Below are 16948 nucleotides of genomic sequence, written 5' to 3' on the forward strand. Positions count from 1 at the left end.
ATGGGACCGGTAATGATCTGTACTTCTGCCTTTGGCGCCGATCTGGTCAGGCAACTGGGTCAGGCAGGCGTTCTTGAACACATCAGGGATGCCGGCGCACAGGGGGTCGAAATTCGCGAAGAGCTTTTAAGTGATCGCGACATGCCGCTGAGCCAGCTGCGCGAGGCCATCGAACAGGTGTCACTGACCTGCATCTACTCCGCGGCCACGGCGCTGTTTGATGAGCGAAGCCGTCTCAATACTGCCGAAATGCATCAGGCACTGGCGCGGGCCGATGAGCTGGGCGCGCAGTGGGTCAAGGTTGGTCTGGGCCAGCTGTGCGCCGAGTGTATCGACGACGGCGCTGCCGCCCTCAAGGCGGCACTGGCCGATCAGACAATGCCGATACTGATCGAAAACGACCAGACCTCCTGCGGCGGCGATCCGTTGATTCATGCCGCCCTGCATCGAGCGCTCGGATCCTCGTTGATTGGTACGACCCTGGACCTGGGCAATGGCTACTGGACGGATCACGACCTCTCACAGGCCGCCAGCCGACTGGGAGCACAGGTGCGCTATGTGCACTGCAAGGGCGTTACCCACGTGGAGGGCCATCCCGGAGCCTGTCCGCCAAATGACGCGGCGCGCGCGCACTGGTCCGCACTCTGGCACCACTTCCCGACCGAGGTGCCCCGTGCCATCGAGTTCCCGCTGGATCATGACGATGTCAGTGCCACTGCGCGTCATGTTGAACAGCTGACGTCGCTGGCCTGATCCACGCGTGGCCAAAACGCCACGCACACGCAGTGGTATGACACATCCATAAAGACGGCCGACCCTGACCGTCCCCGCATTTCTACATCCACATCCGCATCTACATCAGGAGAAATCATGTCCTCGAAGAAAACGGTCATTGTGTATCAACGCGCCCTGAAGCCTGACCTGCGCGAAAAGCTGGAACGTGAATACAACGTGCTGGATTTTTCACAAACTCCAAACCTGACGCAGGACGCCGAGTTCAAAAAGGCACTGTCTCAGGCGCACGCCCTGATCGGCTCAAGCGTGACCCTCCCCGCCGAGCTGCTGGATCAGGCGCCCCACCTTGAGGTGGTGTCGAGCATTTCGGTGGGCGTGGACAACTATGACATCGATTATCTCAGCAAGCGGGGCATCGTGCTTTGCCACACGCCGGATGTGTTGACCGAGACCACCGCCGACACGGCCTTTTTACTGATTCTGGCCAGCGCCCGCCGCGCGGTTGAAATGGCCGAAATGGTGAGAAAGGGAGACTGGACCGGCGGGATCGCCGAGCCTCATTTCGGCGTGGATGTTCAGGGCAAGACACTCGGCATTATCGGCATGGGTCGTATCGGGGCCGCCATCGCCCGTCGCGGCAAGTTCGGCTTCAACATGTCAGTGAGCTATCACAATCGCTCGCGCCACGAGGATTTTGAACGCGAGCTGGGCGCTGACTGGAAGGCGCTCGACGACCTGCTGCGCGATTCGGACTTTGTCTGTGTGACCGTGCCGCTTTCCGAGGCCACGCGCCACATGTTTGGCAAGCGCGAGTTCGAACTGATGGGCGAAAACACCATCTTCGTCAACATTGCACGCGGCGGCGTGGTGGACGAGCCGGCAATGATCGATGCACTTCAAAACGGCACCATTCGCGCCGCGGGGCTGGATGTGTTTGACATCGAACCCCTGCCCGGCGATTCACCGCTGGCACACATGGACAATGTCGTGGCACTGCCCCATATCGGCTCGGCCACGCACGAGACCCGCTACGCCATGGCAGAGCTTGCCGTGGACAATGCTCTGGCGGTGCTCAGGGGAGAAAAGCCGCGGGCGCCGTATAACTGGGACGCACTCGACCGCTGAACGTCACCGGGGCTGCTGCCTGAAGACATGGCGGCATCGGGCACAAAAAAATCGCCGGCCATCAGGTCGGCGATTTTGTGGAACGCTTCCACGAGGAGAAGGCTCCTCAGCCGTGATCACGCCGACATCAGCGGTCCCGGGTTTTTCAGATACTCTTCACGGATCTTTTTGGCGGACCAGTAGGTCAGTGCGCCGATCAGATCAGTGGGGTTGGCCTGAAAGTTCTGCGGAAAGGCATTGCCGCCGGGAACGAAGACGTTATGGACGTCCCAGCTCTGCAGGTAGCGGTTGATCGCCGAGGTGCTCGGGTCTGTCCCCATCACTGCACCGCCCACGTTGTGGGTCGAGACGTAGCTGGTCACCTTGAAGTGCGAACCTTCGAGATTGAAGCTTTCGTCGCGGTAGTCCGGCTTGAGCACATCGGCGATTTCGCGCAGTCGGTCACGCATGAAAGCCGACAGGCGATGTTCGTTCTGCTTCCAGTCAAACGTCATGCGCAGAAGCGGCATGCCGTAGGGGTCCTTCCAGGTGGGATCAAGATCCAGCATGTTGGAACGATACGACATGACGCTGCCGGTCATCGACAGTTTCATGTGATGACCATAACGCTGCTGCAGTGCGTCCTTGTAGCCCTGCCCCCACTTCGGTGCGCTCTTGGGCAGCGGCGTCTTGATCGGCGTGCCGCTGGCCTGTGAAGAGTGCATCTTGGCCCCGCCAATGAAGCCATACGGGGCGCTGTCGAAGTTGCCGGGCGAGAAGTCATTGAACATGCGCCCGGTCGCACCCGCGGTGGCAAACGGGTTGAATTCGATGTCATCGAAATACATGTGAATGCCGCCGCCGATCTGGTAGGCATAGTTACGCCCGACGGTGCCGGTGCGAGCAACCGGGTCATACGGCTTGCCAATGCCGGAGTTGAGCATCAGGCGTACGTTATTGAGCGAGTAGGAGGCCAGAATGACCATGTCTGCCGGCTGGAAGACTTCCTCGCCGTGCTCGTCGATGTAGGTCACGCCGGTGGCGGTCTTGCCATCCTGAGCCAGTTCGACGCGCGTCACATTGGCGTTGGTGCGGTAGGCAAAATTGCTGCGCTGCTTCAGGGCATTGAGAATGCAGGTCTGCGGCGAAGCCTTGGAGTAGTTCAGACAGCCGTAGCGTGAGCAGAAACCGCAGTAGTTGCACGGCCCGAGCTGCATGCCATACGGGTTGGTCCAGGCCTCGGAGACGTTGGCCGATGGGTTGGGGAACGGATGATACCCCAGCTGGCGTGCGGCCTTGTCAAACATCTCGGTGTTCTGAGTGTCCTGCAGCGCCGGCAGCGGATAGGGCTCGCTGCGCGGGCCTTCAAAGGGGTCGCCGCCTTCCTGAATTTCGCCGTTGAGGTTGCCGGTGGTGCCAGACTGACCGCAGACCTTCTCAAAGAAGGTAAAATGCGGCTCCAGCTCATCCCACGTCACCCCGAAATCCTGAATCTGCATGTCGTCCTGCAGCACGCCCTTGCCAAAGGCCTGGTCGGCAAAACTTTTCAGCTGCAGGTCGGTCGGGGTCGGGCGAATCAGGACGCCGGTCCAGTGCGCACCGGCGCCGCCGACGCCATCACCGGGCAAGAAGGCGCCCAGCTTGCGCTGCGGCAGCGCGCGCTCTTCGAGATCACGACGGATCGTGACGGCCGCCTGCTTCGGCTTTTGCATCATGGTATGGCGAATACCGTATTCGAGCTCATCCGCCGGCTTCGGGTAAGCGAAGTCCTCGTTGGTACGATCAGCGCCGCGCTCCAGCGCCAGCACGTTGAGGCCCGCCTCGGTCAGTTCCATCCCCATGATGGAACCGGTCCAGCCGAGACCGACGATGACCGCATCGACACGCGGTTGTTGCTTAGCCATGTACTGTTAGCTCCTGAAATCCTGTCACGCGCCTCAGGGCACGTCATCAGGCCGCCGCGCGGGCGACCTGTCATGTCATTGGGTATCACGGTCTTCGTGATTGAGGCTGCCATTGGCATCGGGCGCACGGTTGAGTGCCGATGGCTTGAGCGTCTTTCGAACCTTGTCGACCTGATCGGCCGTGACCGCATCACCGTCGTTGCCCCACGCACCGCGTACAAAGGTGGCAAGGGTGGCCACTTCGTCATCCGACAGGCGCCAGCCAAAGCCCGGCATGGGCAGCTGCGCCGGAATGGCCGGCGTTGCAGGGGGCGTCGCGCCGGCAAGAATCGTGTGAATCAGACCGGTCGGGTTGTCGGCGTTGACCAGCGAATTACCATCAATGGCCGGGAAAACGCGCTCGGCGCCCTTGCCATCGTTAAGGTGGCAGGCAGAGCAGTTATCAAGATAGAGCCGCTCGCCCTCGCTCAGATCTTTGGCCGCGGTCAGATGAGCGTCAGTTTTCTCGCTCGCCTCGCGGCGCTGATCGGAGGTGGTCGCCTTCTCGCCCGCCGGATTGGCGGGCAGGGACTTGAGGTACAGGGCAATGCCGGTCAGGTCTTCGTCGGTCAGATGCGAGGTACTGTGCGCCACGACCGAGGTCATTTCGCCGCCAACGGTGGCATGAACGTTGCGACCGGTTTTCAAATACTCGGCAATCTCGGGAGCGCTCCAGCCCTCGATGCCACGACCATCGCCGCCGTCACCGCCGCGAAGCGACGGCGCCCACCAGTCGTTGAGGTCAGCACCGGATAGATAGCTGTCACTGCCGTCATCCAGCCCCTTTTCCTGCTGAGCTAAGCCACGCGGCGTATGGCAGCTGCCACAGTGGCCGAGGCCTTCAACCAGATAGCGGCCGCGCTCGATTTTGGCATCGGCACTGGTGTCGGGTGTGAACGTATCAGCATCGGCGAACAGCCAGTTCCAGGCCGTGATGCCCCAGCGCTGATTGAACGGGAAACTCAGATCGGTTTCCGGCGCGTTATCGGCCACCGGCGCTACCCCTTCCATGAAGTAGGTGTAGAGCGCATGGACGTCGTCATCGGTCAATCTGGCGTAGGACGGATACGGCATCGCCGGATACAGGTTGGCCCCGTCGGCACGTTTGCCCTCGCGCAGTGCCGCAGCGAACTCGGCTTCGGTGTAGTTGCCGATGCCATGTTCCTTGTCGGGCGTGATGTTGGTCGAGTAGATCGTGCCAAACGGGCTTTCGATCGCCAGCCCACCGGCGAAGGACTTGCCGTCTTCGGTAGAGTGGCAGGCCACGCAATCGCCGGCGCGGGCCAGATAGGCGCCGCGCTCGACGGTGTCGTCATCGGCGCTGAAGGCCTGAGAGGCCTGAGAGGCCTGAGAGGCCATCAGCAGGGTGCCTCCCGCGATCAGCGGAAGCAGATATCTTGCAGTCACGTTAGTGTTCCTTGTTCTGACGGGATTGGAGGCGAGCGCAGGGCGCTCAGGCTCAGCCCCGTTCTCCGGTCAGACTGACAGGCCCCAGCGGGTAGTCGACGTTGTGCTGATCGACCCAGTCGCGATAGCTGGCGCGCGCGCCCGGGAATCCAACCATTTTCCACGCAGCCATGTTCTTGTTGCCGCCATGGATGGGGTCAGCCAGATAGCCTTCCTTGGTATTTTCCAGAAGACTTGCGAAAAACTCGGAGGCTTCAAGCTTTTGACTTTCGCCAAGTGAAGCGAAGTCGATATCGTTGGCTTCCAGCGCCTTGAGCACCGTATCCCGGGTATCGTTGTCGAGCGTTTCAAATCGCTTGCCGTACTGCTGCTGGCAGTACGCTTGAGTCATCGCGATGCCCTTTTGATAGACATCACGCGGGGTGTAGGGATACTGAAAACCGAGATCCGGAGACCCGTCGAGCACAAACGGCCCCTGCATGTACCAGCGTTCGGCGTGCCCATAGGGAGAGTCCATCTGGCGGTCGATGAACACCGGCACATTGGTATCAAGCGCGCCCGGGCCCTTGCCTTCGGATTCGCCGGGGATCAGCCGATCGCAGGCGGCGAGCAGGAAGGACCACTCTTCGTCGCTGAAGAAAGCGGGCTGATAGTCGCTCAGGTTGGGGGCCGGCTCGGCGGCCTGGGCGGTCAGCGTTACGCCGCTGCCAAGGGTAATGGCAGGGATCATCGTCAGCGAGCCACGAAGAAAATCGCGGCGCTGCCTGTTCTTTATCCGGGAAGACATGTCAGGTTCCTACAGGAATTTTTGTCACAATGACGATCTTTAGCGTCAGGCCCTTTTTTTAAGCGCTTTTACAGGCCATGTCCGGCCTGAGGCCGAATGCGGTGTTCTGCCGCAGCGCGCGGCACAGTATCATTAATACGACAATAGTTTAAGTTTCGTTTCAACGATGGGGTCGAGCACAGGCGTAATGGATCTGCTGACAGGCAAGAAAATGGATTCAAAAACAGAAGGTTGCTGATCTGTTATTCGGTGGGAAGCCGGCCGGTGTCGATAATGGTCAGACGCTGGCGGCGGGAGAGTTTCTTGACGCGACGTTCAAGACTGAGCGCCCTGCCCTGATCCCCCACCGGGCAGGAGAAACGCAGACGCAGGGGTCCCTTGCCACGAAGGGACCTGGCGCAGCGGGCACCACTGGATTGATGCTCGTTGAAACGGCGCGCCACGTCCGTGGTCACGCCGGTATAAAGATGCCCCAGCCGATTTTCAATGATGTAAAGCGACCAGACCACAGAGGCTGTCTCGCCTTCCCCCTCAGCCTGACAGACCATCCAGCGGTTCCCTGAAGGCGCGCAGGATCGAGTCATAGCGATTGGGATCGCTCTCATTGCGCCTGGAAAAGATGGAAGAACCGGAAACGAAGGTATCCGCGCCGGCCGCGGCGATCTCGCCAATGTTGTCGGCATTGATGCCGCCATCGACTTCAAGGCGAATCGGCTTGCCGGTAGCATCGATCATGGCACGCGCCAGTCGCAGCTTGTCCATCATCGCCGGGATAAAGGACTGTCCGCCAAAGCCCGGGTTGACCGTCATCACCAGCAGCATCGAGATCTTGTCCAGCACATGATCCAGTGTGGAAAGCGGTGTCGCCGGATTCAGCGCAAGCCCGGCGGTGGCGCCGCCATCAATGATCAGCTGCAGGGAGCGGTCGACATGGAGGCTGGCTTCGGGATGAAAGGTGATGTGATTGGCGCCGGCATCGAGAAAGGCACGAATCAGGTCATCCACCGGCGACACCATCAGGTGCACATCGATCTCTGCCGTGACGCCATAATTGCGCAGCGCATGGCAGATGGCCGGGCCAAAGCTCAGGTTGGGCACATAGTGGTTGTCCATGACATCGAAGTGAATCGTGTCGGCGCCGCTGGCCAGTACGTCGTCCACTTCCTGCCCCAGACGAGCGAAATCTGCCGACAGAATGGAGGGCGCAATCCTGAAGGGTTGTTGCACTATAAATACCTCATCAAACAAATTCGATATGGATCAGCGTACACCGCGATCGCGAATGGTAACAGGGTCACTCCGGGGGAGTGTAAAAGGCGTGGCATAAAAAAGGGCCGCGTCATCGCGGCCCCTGATCAAGGCGCTGAAAAATCAGTTTTCACACTCGTAGCGTTTGACCGCATCAAGCGCCTCTTCCTCGGTCTCGTACTCGCTGAGCAGGGTATCCGTATCAGGATTGACGCCGCGAACTTCATAGACGGTCTTGCCGCCACCCTTGTCGACCTTCTTGACACAGGCAGTGCGGGGAGTAGGCGTTTGATCAGGCATGGCAGTAACCTCTGAATGAACGTGCAGCCATCACTATAGTGCATGTATGCCGGGAAGCGAGTGTCGGTCACAACGGCGCGCCTTCCGGCAACCGTGCCTATGTTTTATGCTGGCCATACTGCATGAAACCTCACTAATTCAACAACACCAACAATTCGAAAAGGGACCTCAAATGCCTGTACGAACGTCCTCCACGCTGGCCGGTCTGCTGTGCCTGCTGGTGATGCTGTCGCCACTGGCCGCCAGCGCACAGCCCCCCATCATCGAAGGTGAGCGCTTTCATGGCGAGCCCGGCGAACATGCCATGGTCGTGACCAGCCATACGCTGGCCAGTCAGGCCGGACGCGATATTTTGCGCCAGGGTGGCAACGCCGTGGACGCCGCCGTGGCCATCGGCTTCGCACTGGCCGTGGTCCAGCCTCGCTCGGGCAATATCGGTGGCGGCGGTTTCATGGTGATCTCCGATGAGAAAAGCGGCGAGGTGACCTCGATCGACTATCGGGAAACCGCACCGGCCGGGGCCTTTAAAACCATGTTTCAGGATGACCAGGGCAACGTCATCGAAGAGGCGTCGCGCCATTCGGCCAATGCCTCGGGCGTGCCCGGCACGGTTGCCGGCATGGCGATGGCACTCAAGCGTTACGGCTCCATGTCGCTTGACCAGGTCATGGCCCCTGCCATTCGACTGGCGCGCGATGGCTTTGCCATCCCTCAGCGCTTTGCCGATGGCCTCAACGGCAGCCGTGAGCAGCTGCAAAAGGATAACGGCACGCGCCGCTTGTTCTACAAGGCCGATGGCAGCGACTGGCGCGCCGGCGAGGTGTTCCGACAGCCCGAGCTGGCCGCCACGCTGATGCGTATTGCTCAAAACGGGCCACGCGAGTTTTATGAAGGGGAAACGGCCGACCACCTGGTCAATACCATCAAGGCCCACGACGGCATCATGACCCTGGAAGACCTCAAGGGGTATCGGGCTGTCGAGCGGGCGCCGGTTCATGGCTCCTATAGAGGGTACGACATCTATGCGATGGCACCGCCCTCCTCCGGCGGCGTCCACATCGTGCAGATTCTCAACATGCTGGAACACGATGACCTGACGGCCATGGGCTTTGGTTCAGCCGCCACCATGCATCTCATGAGCGAGGCAATGCGCCGCGCCTATGCCGATCGATCAAAATACCTGGGCGACCCGGATTTCTTTGACGTTCCGGTCAAGGCGCTGACCTCCACGGACTACGCCCGCGAGCTTCGCGCGCAGATCGCTCCGGACCGGGCAACCCCTTCTGATGCCATCGGCCCGGGCAACCTCACCCCTTATGAATCCAACGAGACCACGCACTATTCGGTGGCCGATGACTCGGGGCTTGCCGTATCCAATACCTACACGCTCAACTTCAGCTACGGCTCCGGCATTGCCGTGCCCGAGGCGGGCTTTTTGCTCAACAACGAAATGGATGACTTCTCGGCCAAGCCGGGCGTACCCAACGCCTATGGACTGGTCGGTGGCGAGGCCAACGCCGTGGCGCCCGGCAAGCGGATGCTTTCTTCCATGACGCCAACCATCGTCAAGCACGAGGGCAAAAACTTTCTGATCACCGGCAGCCCCGGCGGGTCACGCATCATTACCACCACGCTTGAGGTAATCAGCAACGTGATCGATCACGGCATGAACATTCAGTCGGCCGTCAGCGCCCCGCGCTTTCATGATCAGTGGCTGCCCGATGAGATCCGCGTTGAAGACGGTTTCAGCCCGGACACCCTTCGTCTTCTGGAAGGCATGGGTCACCACGTGGTCCAGAAATCTGCCATGGGTGCCAGCCAGTCGATTCTGATCAACAAGGATGGCTTTCATGGGGGCGCCGATCCGCGTCGGGAAACGTCCTCGGCCATCGGGCTCTAGGATAACGCGAGAGAAAGCACCTGGCGCTTTCTCTCGTTTAATCCATAGCTCAGGCTTAAAGAACGAAATGGCATAACCAGCCTGATTGTCATTCCCACGAGTTTTGTTTAGCCTTCCTTCAAGGATTCGCCGCCAAGGGCATCCTGTCGATAAAAAACCTGCCGATCAGATGCCGGGGAACACGATATGTCCGTACGCTCGACCCTTTTACGTCGCGTTGTAGCGACCGCTGCGCTGAGCATGGCACTTGGCAGCACGCCGGCCTTCAGTGCCGACCGCGAACTGCTCAACGCCTCCTACGATATTGCGCGCGAACTGTTTGCTGAACTCAACCCGCAGTTCATTGAGCAGTGGCAGAAAGAACACAATGAGTCGGTCGAGATCAAGCAGACCCATGCGGGCTCCTCGACCCAGGCCCGGGCCATCCTGCAGGGGCTGCGGGCTGATGTCGTGACCTTTAACCAGGTCACCGATGTGGATGTTCTGGCCCAGAAGGGTCAACTGATTCCTGCTGACTGGCAGTCGCGACTGCCCAACTACAGCTCGCCCTACTACTCGACCATGGCCTTTCTGGTCAGAAAGGGTAATCCGAAAAACATCCATGGCTGGTCAGATCTGGCCGGCGATGACGTCGCGCTGGTCTTCCCCAATCCCAAGACCTCAGGCAACGGGCGCTATACCTATCTGGCGGCCTGGGCGGCGAGCAATCACGACAACGGCGATGATGAGGCCGCCACCCGTGACTACATGAAGAAGATGCTGGGCAATGTCGAGGTCTTTGACACCGGCGGCCGTGGCGCCACGACCACCTTTGCCGAGCGTGGCATCGGCGATGTGCTGATCACGTTCGAGTCGGAAGCCAACAATATTCGCAATCAGTACGGTCCGGACGACTACGAGGTCGTGGTGCCGCCGGTGGACATCATGGCCGAATTCCCGGTGACCTGGGTGGACAAGAACGTCGAACGCAACGGCACCGAGGATCTGGCCAAAGGCTATCTGGAGTATCTGTACTCACCCGAAGCACAGCGCACGCTGGCGCAGTACTACTACCGCGTCAACGATGACGAGATCAGCGACGAGTTTGCCGAGCGCTTCCCGCAGACCACGCTGCTGCGTATCGAGGACGCCTTCGGAAGCTGGGGAAATGTGATGCAGACACATTTTGCCAGTGGCGGTGAACTCGACCAGCTGCAGCGGCGTTAATGAGCGCCCGCGCTGCCCGGGTCCTGCCGGGCTTTTCGCTCTCGCTGGGCGTGACCCTGCTGTTTGTGTCGCTGATTCTTTTGCTGCCGATGACCAGCCTCATCGGCCAGCTCTCGACGCTGTCATGGTCACAGTACTGGGCAGCCATTACCGACCCGCGACTGATCGCAAGCTATCGGGTCACGATCGGGGCCGCACTGGCCGCATCGCTTTTTAATGCACTGTTCGGGCTTTTGATGGCCTGGGTGCTGGCACGCTATACGTTTCCCGGCAAGCGACTTCTGGATGCGCTGATGGACCTGCCCTTTGCCCTGCCCACAGCGGTGGCCGGCATTACGCTGGCCACACTTTATTCCCGCAATGGCGCCGTAGGCAGTCTACTCGCGCCGCTAGGCATCGAAGTGGCCTATACCTGGCTTGGCATTGCGCTGGCCATGGCGTTTACCAGCGTACCCTTTGTCGTACGTACCGTGCAGCCGGTGCTCGAGGATCTGCCCGGACAGGCTGATGAAGCGGCCCTGACCCTGGGCGCCAGCAACCTTTACGCGTTTCGGCGGGTCATCCTGCCGCATATCTGGCCTGCCGTGGTCACCGGTACCGGACTCTCCTTTGCCAGATCACTGGGCGAGTTCGGCGCGGTCATTTTTATTGCCGGCAACATGCCCTATCGCACCGAAGTGGTCTCTCTGATGATGGCCACGCGCCTCGAGGAGTATGACTACGCCGGCGCCGCCGCCATCGCCTCACTGGTGATGCTGGTATCACTGCTGCTGCTGTTGGCCATCAATCTCTGGCAGGGACGTTTCTATCGCCACCTGCATGGCGGGAGACACTGACATGAAGCGTATTGGCGATGGTGCTGCCACACGTATCGGTCTGATTGCGCTTGCCGTCATCATGACCACCCTGTTTCTGGTCATCCCGCTGGCCGGCATTTTCTATCAGGCCCTTGCCGAAGGCATGGCGCCGTTCTGGCAGAATCTGACCAGCACCTTTACCCGGGAGGCGATCGGCCTGACGCTTCTGATCGCACTTCTGACTGTGCCGATCAATCTGGTCTTTGGCATTTTTCTGGCCTGGCTGGTAACCCGGTTCACCTTTCCGGGTCGACGCCTGTTGCAGACGCTGATCGACATTCCCTTCGCTGTCTCCCCGGTCGTGGCCGGCCTGCTCTATTTGCTGCTATACGGCCGCACCGGCTGGCTGGGCAGCATTCTTTCCGAGCAGGACGTGCAGCTGATGTTTGCCTGGCCCGGCATGGTGCTGGTAACCGTGTTTGTCACCTGTCCATTTGTGGCACGGGAGCTGATTCCGCTGATGCAGGCCCAGGGCAGCGCAGAGGAAGAAGCCGGCGTGACGCTGGGCGCCGGGGGCTGGACGCTGTTTCGCCGTATCACCCTGCCCAACATTCGCTGGGCACTGGTCTATGGCGTCATCCTGACCAATGCCCGCGCCATTGGCGAATTCGGCGCCGTCTCCGTGGTTTCCGGCAGCATTCGCGGCGAAACCATCAACCTGCCGCTGCAGGTCGAGCTTTTGTATCAGGATTACAACACGGTGGGTGCCTTCACCAGTGCCGCACTTCTGGCGGCCCTTGCCGTCGTGACGCTGATGATCAAGGCCATGCTTGAGTGGCATACCCATCGTCGGGAGAAAACAGCATGAGCATTACCGTAAGCGATGTCTCCAGACGCTTTGGCAGCACAACGGCGCTGCATCCGTTGTCGCTGGAGATCAAACAGGGGGAGATGGTCGGACTGCTTGGGCCGTCAGGCTCGGGCAAGACCACGCTTTTGCGCATCATTGCAGGTCTTGAAGCCCCCGACAGCGGCTCGATCCACTTTGGTGATCGCGATGTGACCCGGGTCCATGTCCGAAAGCGCCGAGTGGGGTTTGTCTTTCAGCACTACGCGCTTTTTCGCCACATGAGCGTGTTTGAAAACGTGGCCTTTGGCCTGCGGGCGCGACCGGCCGGCGAGCGCCCTTCCAACGCCGAGATTCGCGACCGCGTACAGCATCTGCTTGAGCGCGTGCGCCTCGACACACTGGCCAAACGTCTGCCGGCTCAACTTTCCGGCGGTCAGCAGCAGCGGGTCGCCCTCGCTCGGGCGCTGGCCGTCGAACCCGAAGTCCTGTTGCTGGATGAACCCTTCGGCGCACTGGATGCCAAGGTGCGACTGGAGCTGCGTCGCTGGCTCAGGCACCTGCACGAAGAGTTCGGCTTTACCAGCGTGTTTGTGACCCACGATCAGGAGGAGGCGCTGGAGCTGTCCGATCGGGTAGTGGTCATGAGCAACGGGCGCATCGAGCAGATCGACACGCCGCAGGCGCTCTATCGAGCCCCGGCCAATCGCTTCGTCTTTTCGTTTCTGGGGGAGACCAACCGCTTTGGCGGCAAGCACCAGAACGGGCGGCTGCAGCAGGGAGAGGCATGGATTGCCATGGAGCGCTCCAACATCGCACCCGAGGAGGTGCTGCTGCGACCTCACGAGTTGATGCTGACCACGGCACCGGACGGGCGCGCGCATCTGCCGGTCAGGGTCGATGCGGTTTCACCGGTGGGCAGCGACGTTCGTGTCGAACTGACCGCCGACTGGATGGACACCCCCTGGCTTGCCAGCATCACGCATCACGACTTCGATCGTCTGCAGCCGGAACGCGGCAGCGAGCTTTATGTCATTCCTTCGCGCTGGCACCAGTTCGCACCGGAATCGCCCTGAAAGCACGAGCGCATGTCAGTCATGCCGTGAAGGCCGGCGACCATGCGCTTGAGTGACAGGACCTCAACAGGACAGCGGCGCTCTGCGGCGCAATCGCCAGACGATATCGGTCATGCCCCGCTCGTCGCGCTGCTCTTCCAGTTTTTCCAGCACAAAGTTGGGAGCAAAAAGCCGATGCACTTCGTCATCGGTGACCACATGGGGTGGCCCCTGATCACGCCGCTCATCGCGCTCCAGCGAGATCAAAAGTCCTTCCACATCAGGCCTGCACAGTTCCGCCAGCTTAAGTGCGTAGCGCTGACGGGCGGCCGGTGGCAGTGCAATCAAGGCAGCCCGATCGTAAAAGGCATCGATCTTGTCACTCAGGGCGGCTTCCAGATGGAAGAAATTGCCCACATCGAAGGTGACAGCGGCGCGACCGATTTGTGCAGGACTGACAAAACGATCGAAATTCGTGCGTGACGCGGCCGATGGCAGCGCCTCCTCCTGAGCCTCAAACCAGCCTCTGACGGCCTCCCCCACCAGCTCGACGCCGAGTACGCAATGCCCCTGACGTGCCAGCCAGCCAATATCGCCGCTCTTGCCGCACAGCGGCAGCAGCACGCGCGCGCCGGGTGACACGGCCAGATGCGGCCAGTGGCGCGCCAGCAAGGGCTGGACGCTGTCGCTGTGAAAGCCGATACGCCCTTCCCGCCAGCGCTCGAACCACTGCTGGTTGCCCTGTTCAGAAGAGGACGACACGATCAGAACCAGCGATCGCGCTTTTTACGGCGTCTTGGCAGATGCGGCACGAGCAGACCCAGAATCAGGCCGCCACCGGCCACGCTGCCACCATAAACGAAGTAGCGCATCAACAGATCCTCGCGCTCGGTATCCAGCTTTGCCTGATACTCACGCATTTTGGACTGCGCCTGGGTGAGCTGGGTATTGAGATCGTCATTGCTGGTCTGCAGCTCGTTGACGCGCGCCTGACTGCTTTGCAGTGAGGTCTTCATGTCAGCGACGCGCTGGTTCCACTCATCGTCAATACCTTCAAGGCGCTGCGTCAGGGTCTGAACGCGCTCCTGCATTTCCGGCACTTTTTCCTGCACGCTCTGCTGTGCCTGCAGGTCATCGTTGGGAATCCAGACGCTATCACCGCTTTCGGTGCGGATGCGGCTGTAGTCTCCCTGGGATTCGAGCAGCGTGACCCGCTGGCCGGCATCCACGGCCCCCACAATGCGATAACTGTCGGTGGGACCACTTCGAACATAGGTCGATAGCGAATCACTGACCCAGCGGGCTTCTTCGGCGTGGGCGGTGCTGATACCGACACCCATTAAAATACCGACGCAGAGTTTTCCAATTGTTTTCATGGTGGAGTCATTGGTTCGTCAAACATTGTCGTTACATCATGCTGCCTGAGCCGGGCGTCACCATTACCCGAACCCTGAAAAGGTCGTCCCTGATACCCGAGATGGTCAATCATCCACAGTTTCTGTGGATAACCTGCGGGACAACCTGATCACATGACGCACAAAGCGCCCGGCAGACAGGCCATGACACCATTTTGCTTAAAAAGTGTTCAGCTTTTACCTTTACTCTTCACGAGGCGGCCAGTGCATGGCCCCCGGAAAAGCGGTGACGTTGCCTTCAGCCTTGACGGCTCTTGGCGTGCCTTCACGCTCGACTTCATCGATTCGAACAATGGCATTCATCGGCAGATAACTGCGCGAAACGCCTTCAAAAGTGCGGCGCAGCTTTTCAGCACCCGGGTCGACCACCACTTTCGTGTCATCGCCAAACACCACACCCTCGACTTCGATAAAGCCCCAGAGCTCGCTTTGAAAGATATCGCGTGCGTAGAGCTCCCAGAGCTCGCCCTGCTGCAGGAAACTGATTCTATAAAGGGGCCTTGCCGCCATGTACGCTCAATCCTCACTGTATTGCGCCAGACCGATGGTCATTGCAGCCCCGTGCGGGCCCACATACAAGCGCGGAAGTCTATCATAGGCTTTTGCGCCAATGGCGCCTGTCGTGAGCCTGCTCACGTGTTGATACACAAAGACCATTTTTCACTACACAAGCGCGTGCTGGCCTGTGCCGGTGCGCTTGCGTATAATTTCGCCATCCCATGTCGCTGTGCGACGATTCATGACACTTCTCTCGATGGTAGGGCGAATGCACGGCAGGTTTTATGCCGTCATCGCTGCATCATCGTCTGACACCCATCTTTTTATGTGTACCCAAGGCCCATGACGAAGAAACTCTTCATCAAGACCCACGGCTGCCAGATGAACGAGTACGACTCGGCTCGCATGGCCGACCTGCTGGGCGAATCCCATCAGCTTGAGCTGACAGATAACGAACACGAAGCGGATGTCATCCTGCTCAACACCTGCTCGATCCGCGAGAAGGCGCAGGAAAAGGTATTTCATCAGCTCGGTCGCTGGAAAAAGCTCAAGGCGGCCAACCCCAATCTGGTGATTGGCGTTGGCGGCTGCGTGGCCAGCCAGGAAGGCGACAACATTCAAAAACGAGCACCCCATGTCGACATGGTGTTCGGTCCGCAGACCCTGCATCGCCTGCCGGACATGATGGACAACCGCAACGAAAGCGGAAATCTGATTTCGGTGGTGGATGTCACCTTCCCGGAAATCGAGAAGTTCGACCGTCTGCCGGCCCCCACTTCCGATGGCGCGTCGTCGTTTGTGTCGATCATGGAAGGCTGCTCGAAGTACTGCAGCTTCTGTGTGGTGCCCTACACCCGTGGCGAGGAGATTTCACGGCCGTTCGAGGACGTGCTCGATGAAGTCGTCCATCTGGCCGAACAGGGGGTGCGCGAGATCAATCTGCTGGGTCAGAACGTCAATGCCTATCGCGGCATCGATGACAACGGTGAAGAGATCGACCTGGCCGAAATGATCGCCGCCGTGGCGGCCGTGGACGGCATTGATCGCATCCGCTTTACGACCTCGCATCCGGTAGAGTTTACCGACAGCCTGATCGAAGCCTTCGGCGACATTCCGGAGCTGGTGAGCCATCTGCACCTGCCGGTACAGTCGGGCTCGGATACCATCCTCAAGGCGATGAAGCGTGGTCACGGCCGCGAGGAATACATCGCCAAGATGGAGCGCATTCGTGCAAAGCGCCCGGACATCAGCTTCTCGTCGGATTTCATCATTGGCTTCCCCGGGGAAACCGAGCAGGACTTTCTGGACACGATGGACCTGATCGAGCGCATCGGCTTTGATCACTCCTTTTCGTTTGTCTACTCCAAACGCCCCGGCACGCCGGCGTCCGACCTGCCTGATGACACCCCGGAGCTGGTCAAAAAACAGCGCCTGAAGATCCTGCAGGATCGCATCACCCAGAATGCGATCGGCATTTCCCGGCGCATGGTGGGTACGACACAGCGCATTCTGGTCTCGGGCTTTTCACCCAAGGATCCCGGTGAGCTTTCAGGGCGCACCGAAAACAATCGCGTGGTCAACTTTCGCGCGGCCAATCCGATCGAGCTGATTGGATACTTCGTCGATGTTGAAATCGTGGAAGCCTTCCCCAACTCTCTCAGGGGTGAGCTGGTCTCTGACCGGAAATACTGATTCGACAGGCACGA

17 protein-coding genes are annotated in these 16948 nt (G+C 59.9%); 8 read left to right on the plus strand and 9 right to left on the minus strand.

Annotated features, from left to right (window positions below; genetic code table 11):
• Together KSP9073_RS15910 and KSP9073_RS15915 are read left to right on the plus strand one after the other, a co-directional pair.
• The gene (locus KSP9073_RS15910) at nucleotides 1-753 is read left to right on the plus strand and encodes a sugar phosphate isomerase/epimerase family protein (protein ID WP_108843922.1); all 753 of its coding nucleotides are present in this window, start codon (nucleotides 1-3) and stop codon (nucleotides 751-753) included.
• A gap of 117 nt (nucleotides 754-870) precedes the next feature.
• The gene (locus tag KSP9073_RS15915) at nucleotides 871-1860 is read left to right on the plus strand and encodes a 2-hydroxyacid dehydrogenase (protein ID WP_108843923.1); all 990 of its coding nucleotides are present in this window, start codon (nucleotides 871-873) and stop codon (nucleotides 1858-1860) included.
• Nucleotides 1861-1976: 116 nt separating this feature from the next.
• Here KSP9073_RS15915 and KSP9073_RS15920 read toward each other — a convergent pair whose 3' ends face one another.
• The 6 genes from KSP9073_RS15920 to KSP9073_RS15945 all read right to left on the minus strand — a co-directional run bounded on the left by KSP9073_RS15920 (nucleotide 1977) and on the right by KSP9073_RS15945 (nucleotide 7524).
• Nucleotides 1977-3743 carry a GMC family oxidoreductase gene (locus tag KSP9073_RS15920; protein ID WP_108843924.1) on the minus strand — a complete coding sequence of 589 codons (1767 nt, stop codon included), beginning with the start codon at nucleotides 3741-3743 and terminating at the stop codon, nucleotides 1977-1979.
• Between the two features lie 75 nt (nucleotides 3744-3818).
• Nucleotides 3819-5189: a cytochrome c gene (locus KSP9073_RS15925; protein WP_207771501.1), complete on the minus strand. Its 1371-nt coding sequence runs from the start codon at nucleotides 5187-5189 to the stop codon at nucleotides 3819-3821.
• A 52-nt stretch (nucleotides 5190-5241) separates the two neighbouring features.
• Entirely contained in the window at nucleotides 5242-5976 is a 735-nt protein-coding gene (locus KSP9073_RS15930; RefSeq protein WP_108843925.1) for a gluconate 2-dehydrogenase subunit 3 family protein, read from the minus strand.
• Nucleotides 5977-6218: 242 nt separating this feature from the next.
• The gene (locus KSP9073_RS15935) at nucleotides 6219-6524 is read right to left on the minus strand and encodes a GIY-YIG nuclease family protein (RefSeq protein WP_108843926.1); all 306 of its coding nucleotides are present in this window, start codon (nucleotides 6522-6524) and stop codon (nucleotides 6219-6221) included.
• Nucleotides 6508-7203, minus strand: a complete 696-nt coding sequence (rpe, locus tag KSP9073_RS15940) for a ribulose-phosphate 3-epimerase (protein ID WP_108843927.1) — start codon at nucleotides 7201-7203, stop codon at nucleotides 6508-6510. The genes KSP9073_RS15935 and rpe overlap by 17 nt, the downstream gene beginning before the upstream one ends.
• 144 nt (nucleotides 7204-7347) lie before the next feature.
• A complete protein-coding gene (locus KSP9073_RS15945) occupies nucleotides 7348-7524 on the minus strand; it encodes a hypothetical protein (RefSeq protein ID WP_108843928.1) in 177 nt (58 codons plus the stop codon).
• A 172-nt stretch (nucleotides 7525-7696) separates the two neighbouring features.
• On the opposite strand from KSP9073_RS15945, the gene ggt reads away from it, so the two are divergent.
• From ggt to KSP9073_RS15970, 5 genes are all read left to right on the plus strand, one after another.
• Nucleotides 7697-9424, plus strand: a complete 1728-nt coding sequence (ggt, locus tag KSP9073_RS15950) for a gamma-glutamyltransferase (protein WP_108843929.1) — start codon at nucleotides 7697-7699, stop codon at nucleotides 9422-9424.
• A gap of 186 nt (nucleotides 9425-9610) precedes the next feature.
• Nucleotides 9611-10630 (plus strand): thiosulfate ABC transporter substrate-binding protein CysP, encoded by a 1020-nt coding sequence (gene cysP, locus KSP9073_RS15955; protein WP_108843930.1) that lies wholly within the window; start codon nucleotides 9611-9613, stop codon nucleotides 10628-10630.
• A complete protein-coding gene (gene cysT, locus KSP9073_RS15960; RefSeq protein ID WP_108843931.1) occupies nucleotides 10630-11466 on the plus strand; it encodes a sulfate ABC transporter permease subunit CysT in 837 nt (278 codons plus the stop codon). Before cysP ends, cysT begins: the two co-directional genes overlap by 1 nt.
• A 1-nt stretch (nucleotide 11467) precedes the next feature.
• Complete coding sequence (cysW, locus tag KSP9073_RS15965; protein WP_108843932.1) at nucleotides 11468-12295, plus strand: sulfate ABC transporter permease subunit CysW; 828 nt, start codon at nucleotides 11468-11470, stop codon at nucleotides 12293-12295.
• Entirely contained in the window at nucleotides 12292-13350 is a 1059-nt protein-coding gene (locus KSP9073_RS15970) for a sulfate/molybdate ABC transporter ATP-binding protein (RefSeq protein ID WP_108843933.1), read from the plus strand. The genes cysW and KSP9073_RS15970 overlap by 4 nt, the downstream gene beginning before the upstream one ends.
• 63 nt (nucleotides 13351-13413) lie before the next feature.
• Here KSP9073_RS15970 and KSP9073_RS15975 read toward each other — a convergent pair whose 3' ends face one another.
• The 3 genes from KSP9073_RS15975 to KSP9073_RS15985 form a co-directional block, all read right to left on the minus strand.
• On the minus strand, nucleotides 13414-14091 hold the full coding sequence (locus tag KSP9073_RS15975; protein WP_108843934.1) for a class I SAM-dependent methyltransferase: 678 nt from the start codon (nucleotides 14089-14091) through the stop codon (nucleotides 13414-13416).
• A gap of 2 nt (nucleotides 14092-14093) precedes the next feature.
• Complete coding sequence (locus KSP9073_RS15980; RefSeq protein WP_108843935.1) at nucleotides 14094-14705, minus strand: TIGR04211 family SH3 domain-containing protein; 612 nt, start codon at nucleotides 14703-14705, stop codon at nucleotides 14094-14096.
• Between the two features lie 222 nt (nucleotides 14706-14927).
• On the minus strand, nucleotides 14928-15254 hold the full coding sequence (locus KSP9073_RS15985) for a DUF1820 family protein (RefSeq protein WP_086620260.1): 327 nt from the start codon (nucleotides 15252-15254) through the stop codon (nucleotides 14928-14930).
• A gap of 330 nt (nucleotides 15255-15584) precedes the next feature.
• Between KSP9073_RS15985 and miaB the strand changes: the two genes are divergently transcribed.
• Nucleotides 15585-16934, plus strand: a complete 1350-nt coding sequence (gene miaB / locus KSP9073_RS15990) for a tRNA (N6-isopentenyl adenosine(37)-C2)-methylthiotransferase MiaB (RefSeq protein WP_108843936.1) — start codon at nucleotides 15585-15587, stop codon at nucleotides 16932-16934.
• The last annotated feature ends 14 nt before the right edge of the window (nucleotides 16935-16948 follow it).

Origin of the sequence: Kushneria phyllosphaerae, assembly GCF_900312995.1 — a bacterium.
Classification (GTDB): Bacteria; Pseudomonadota; Gammaproteobacteria; order Pseudomonadales; family Halomonadaceae; genus Kushneria; species Kushneria phyllosphaerae.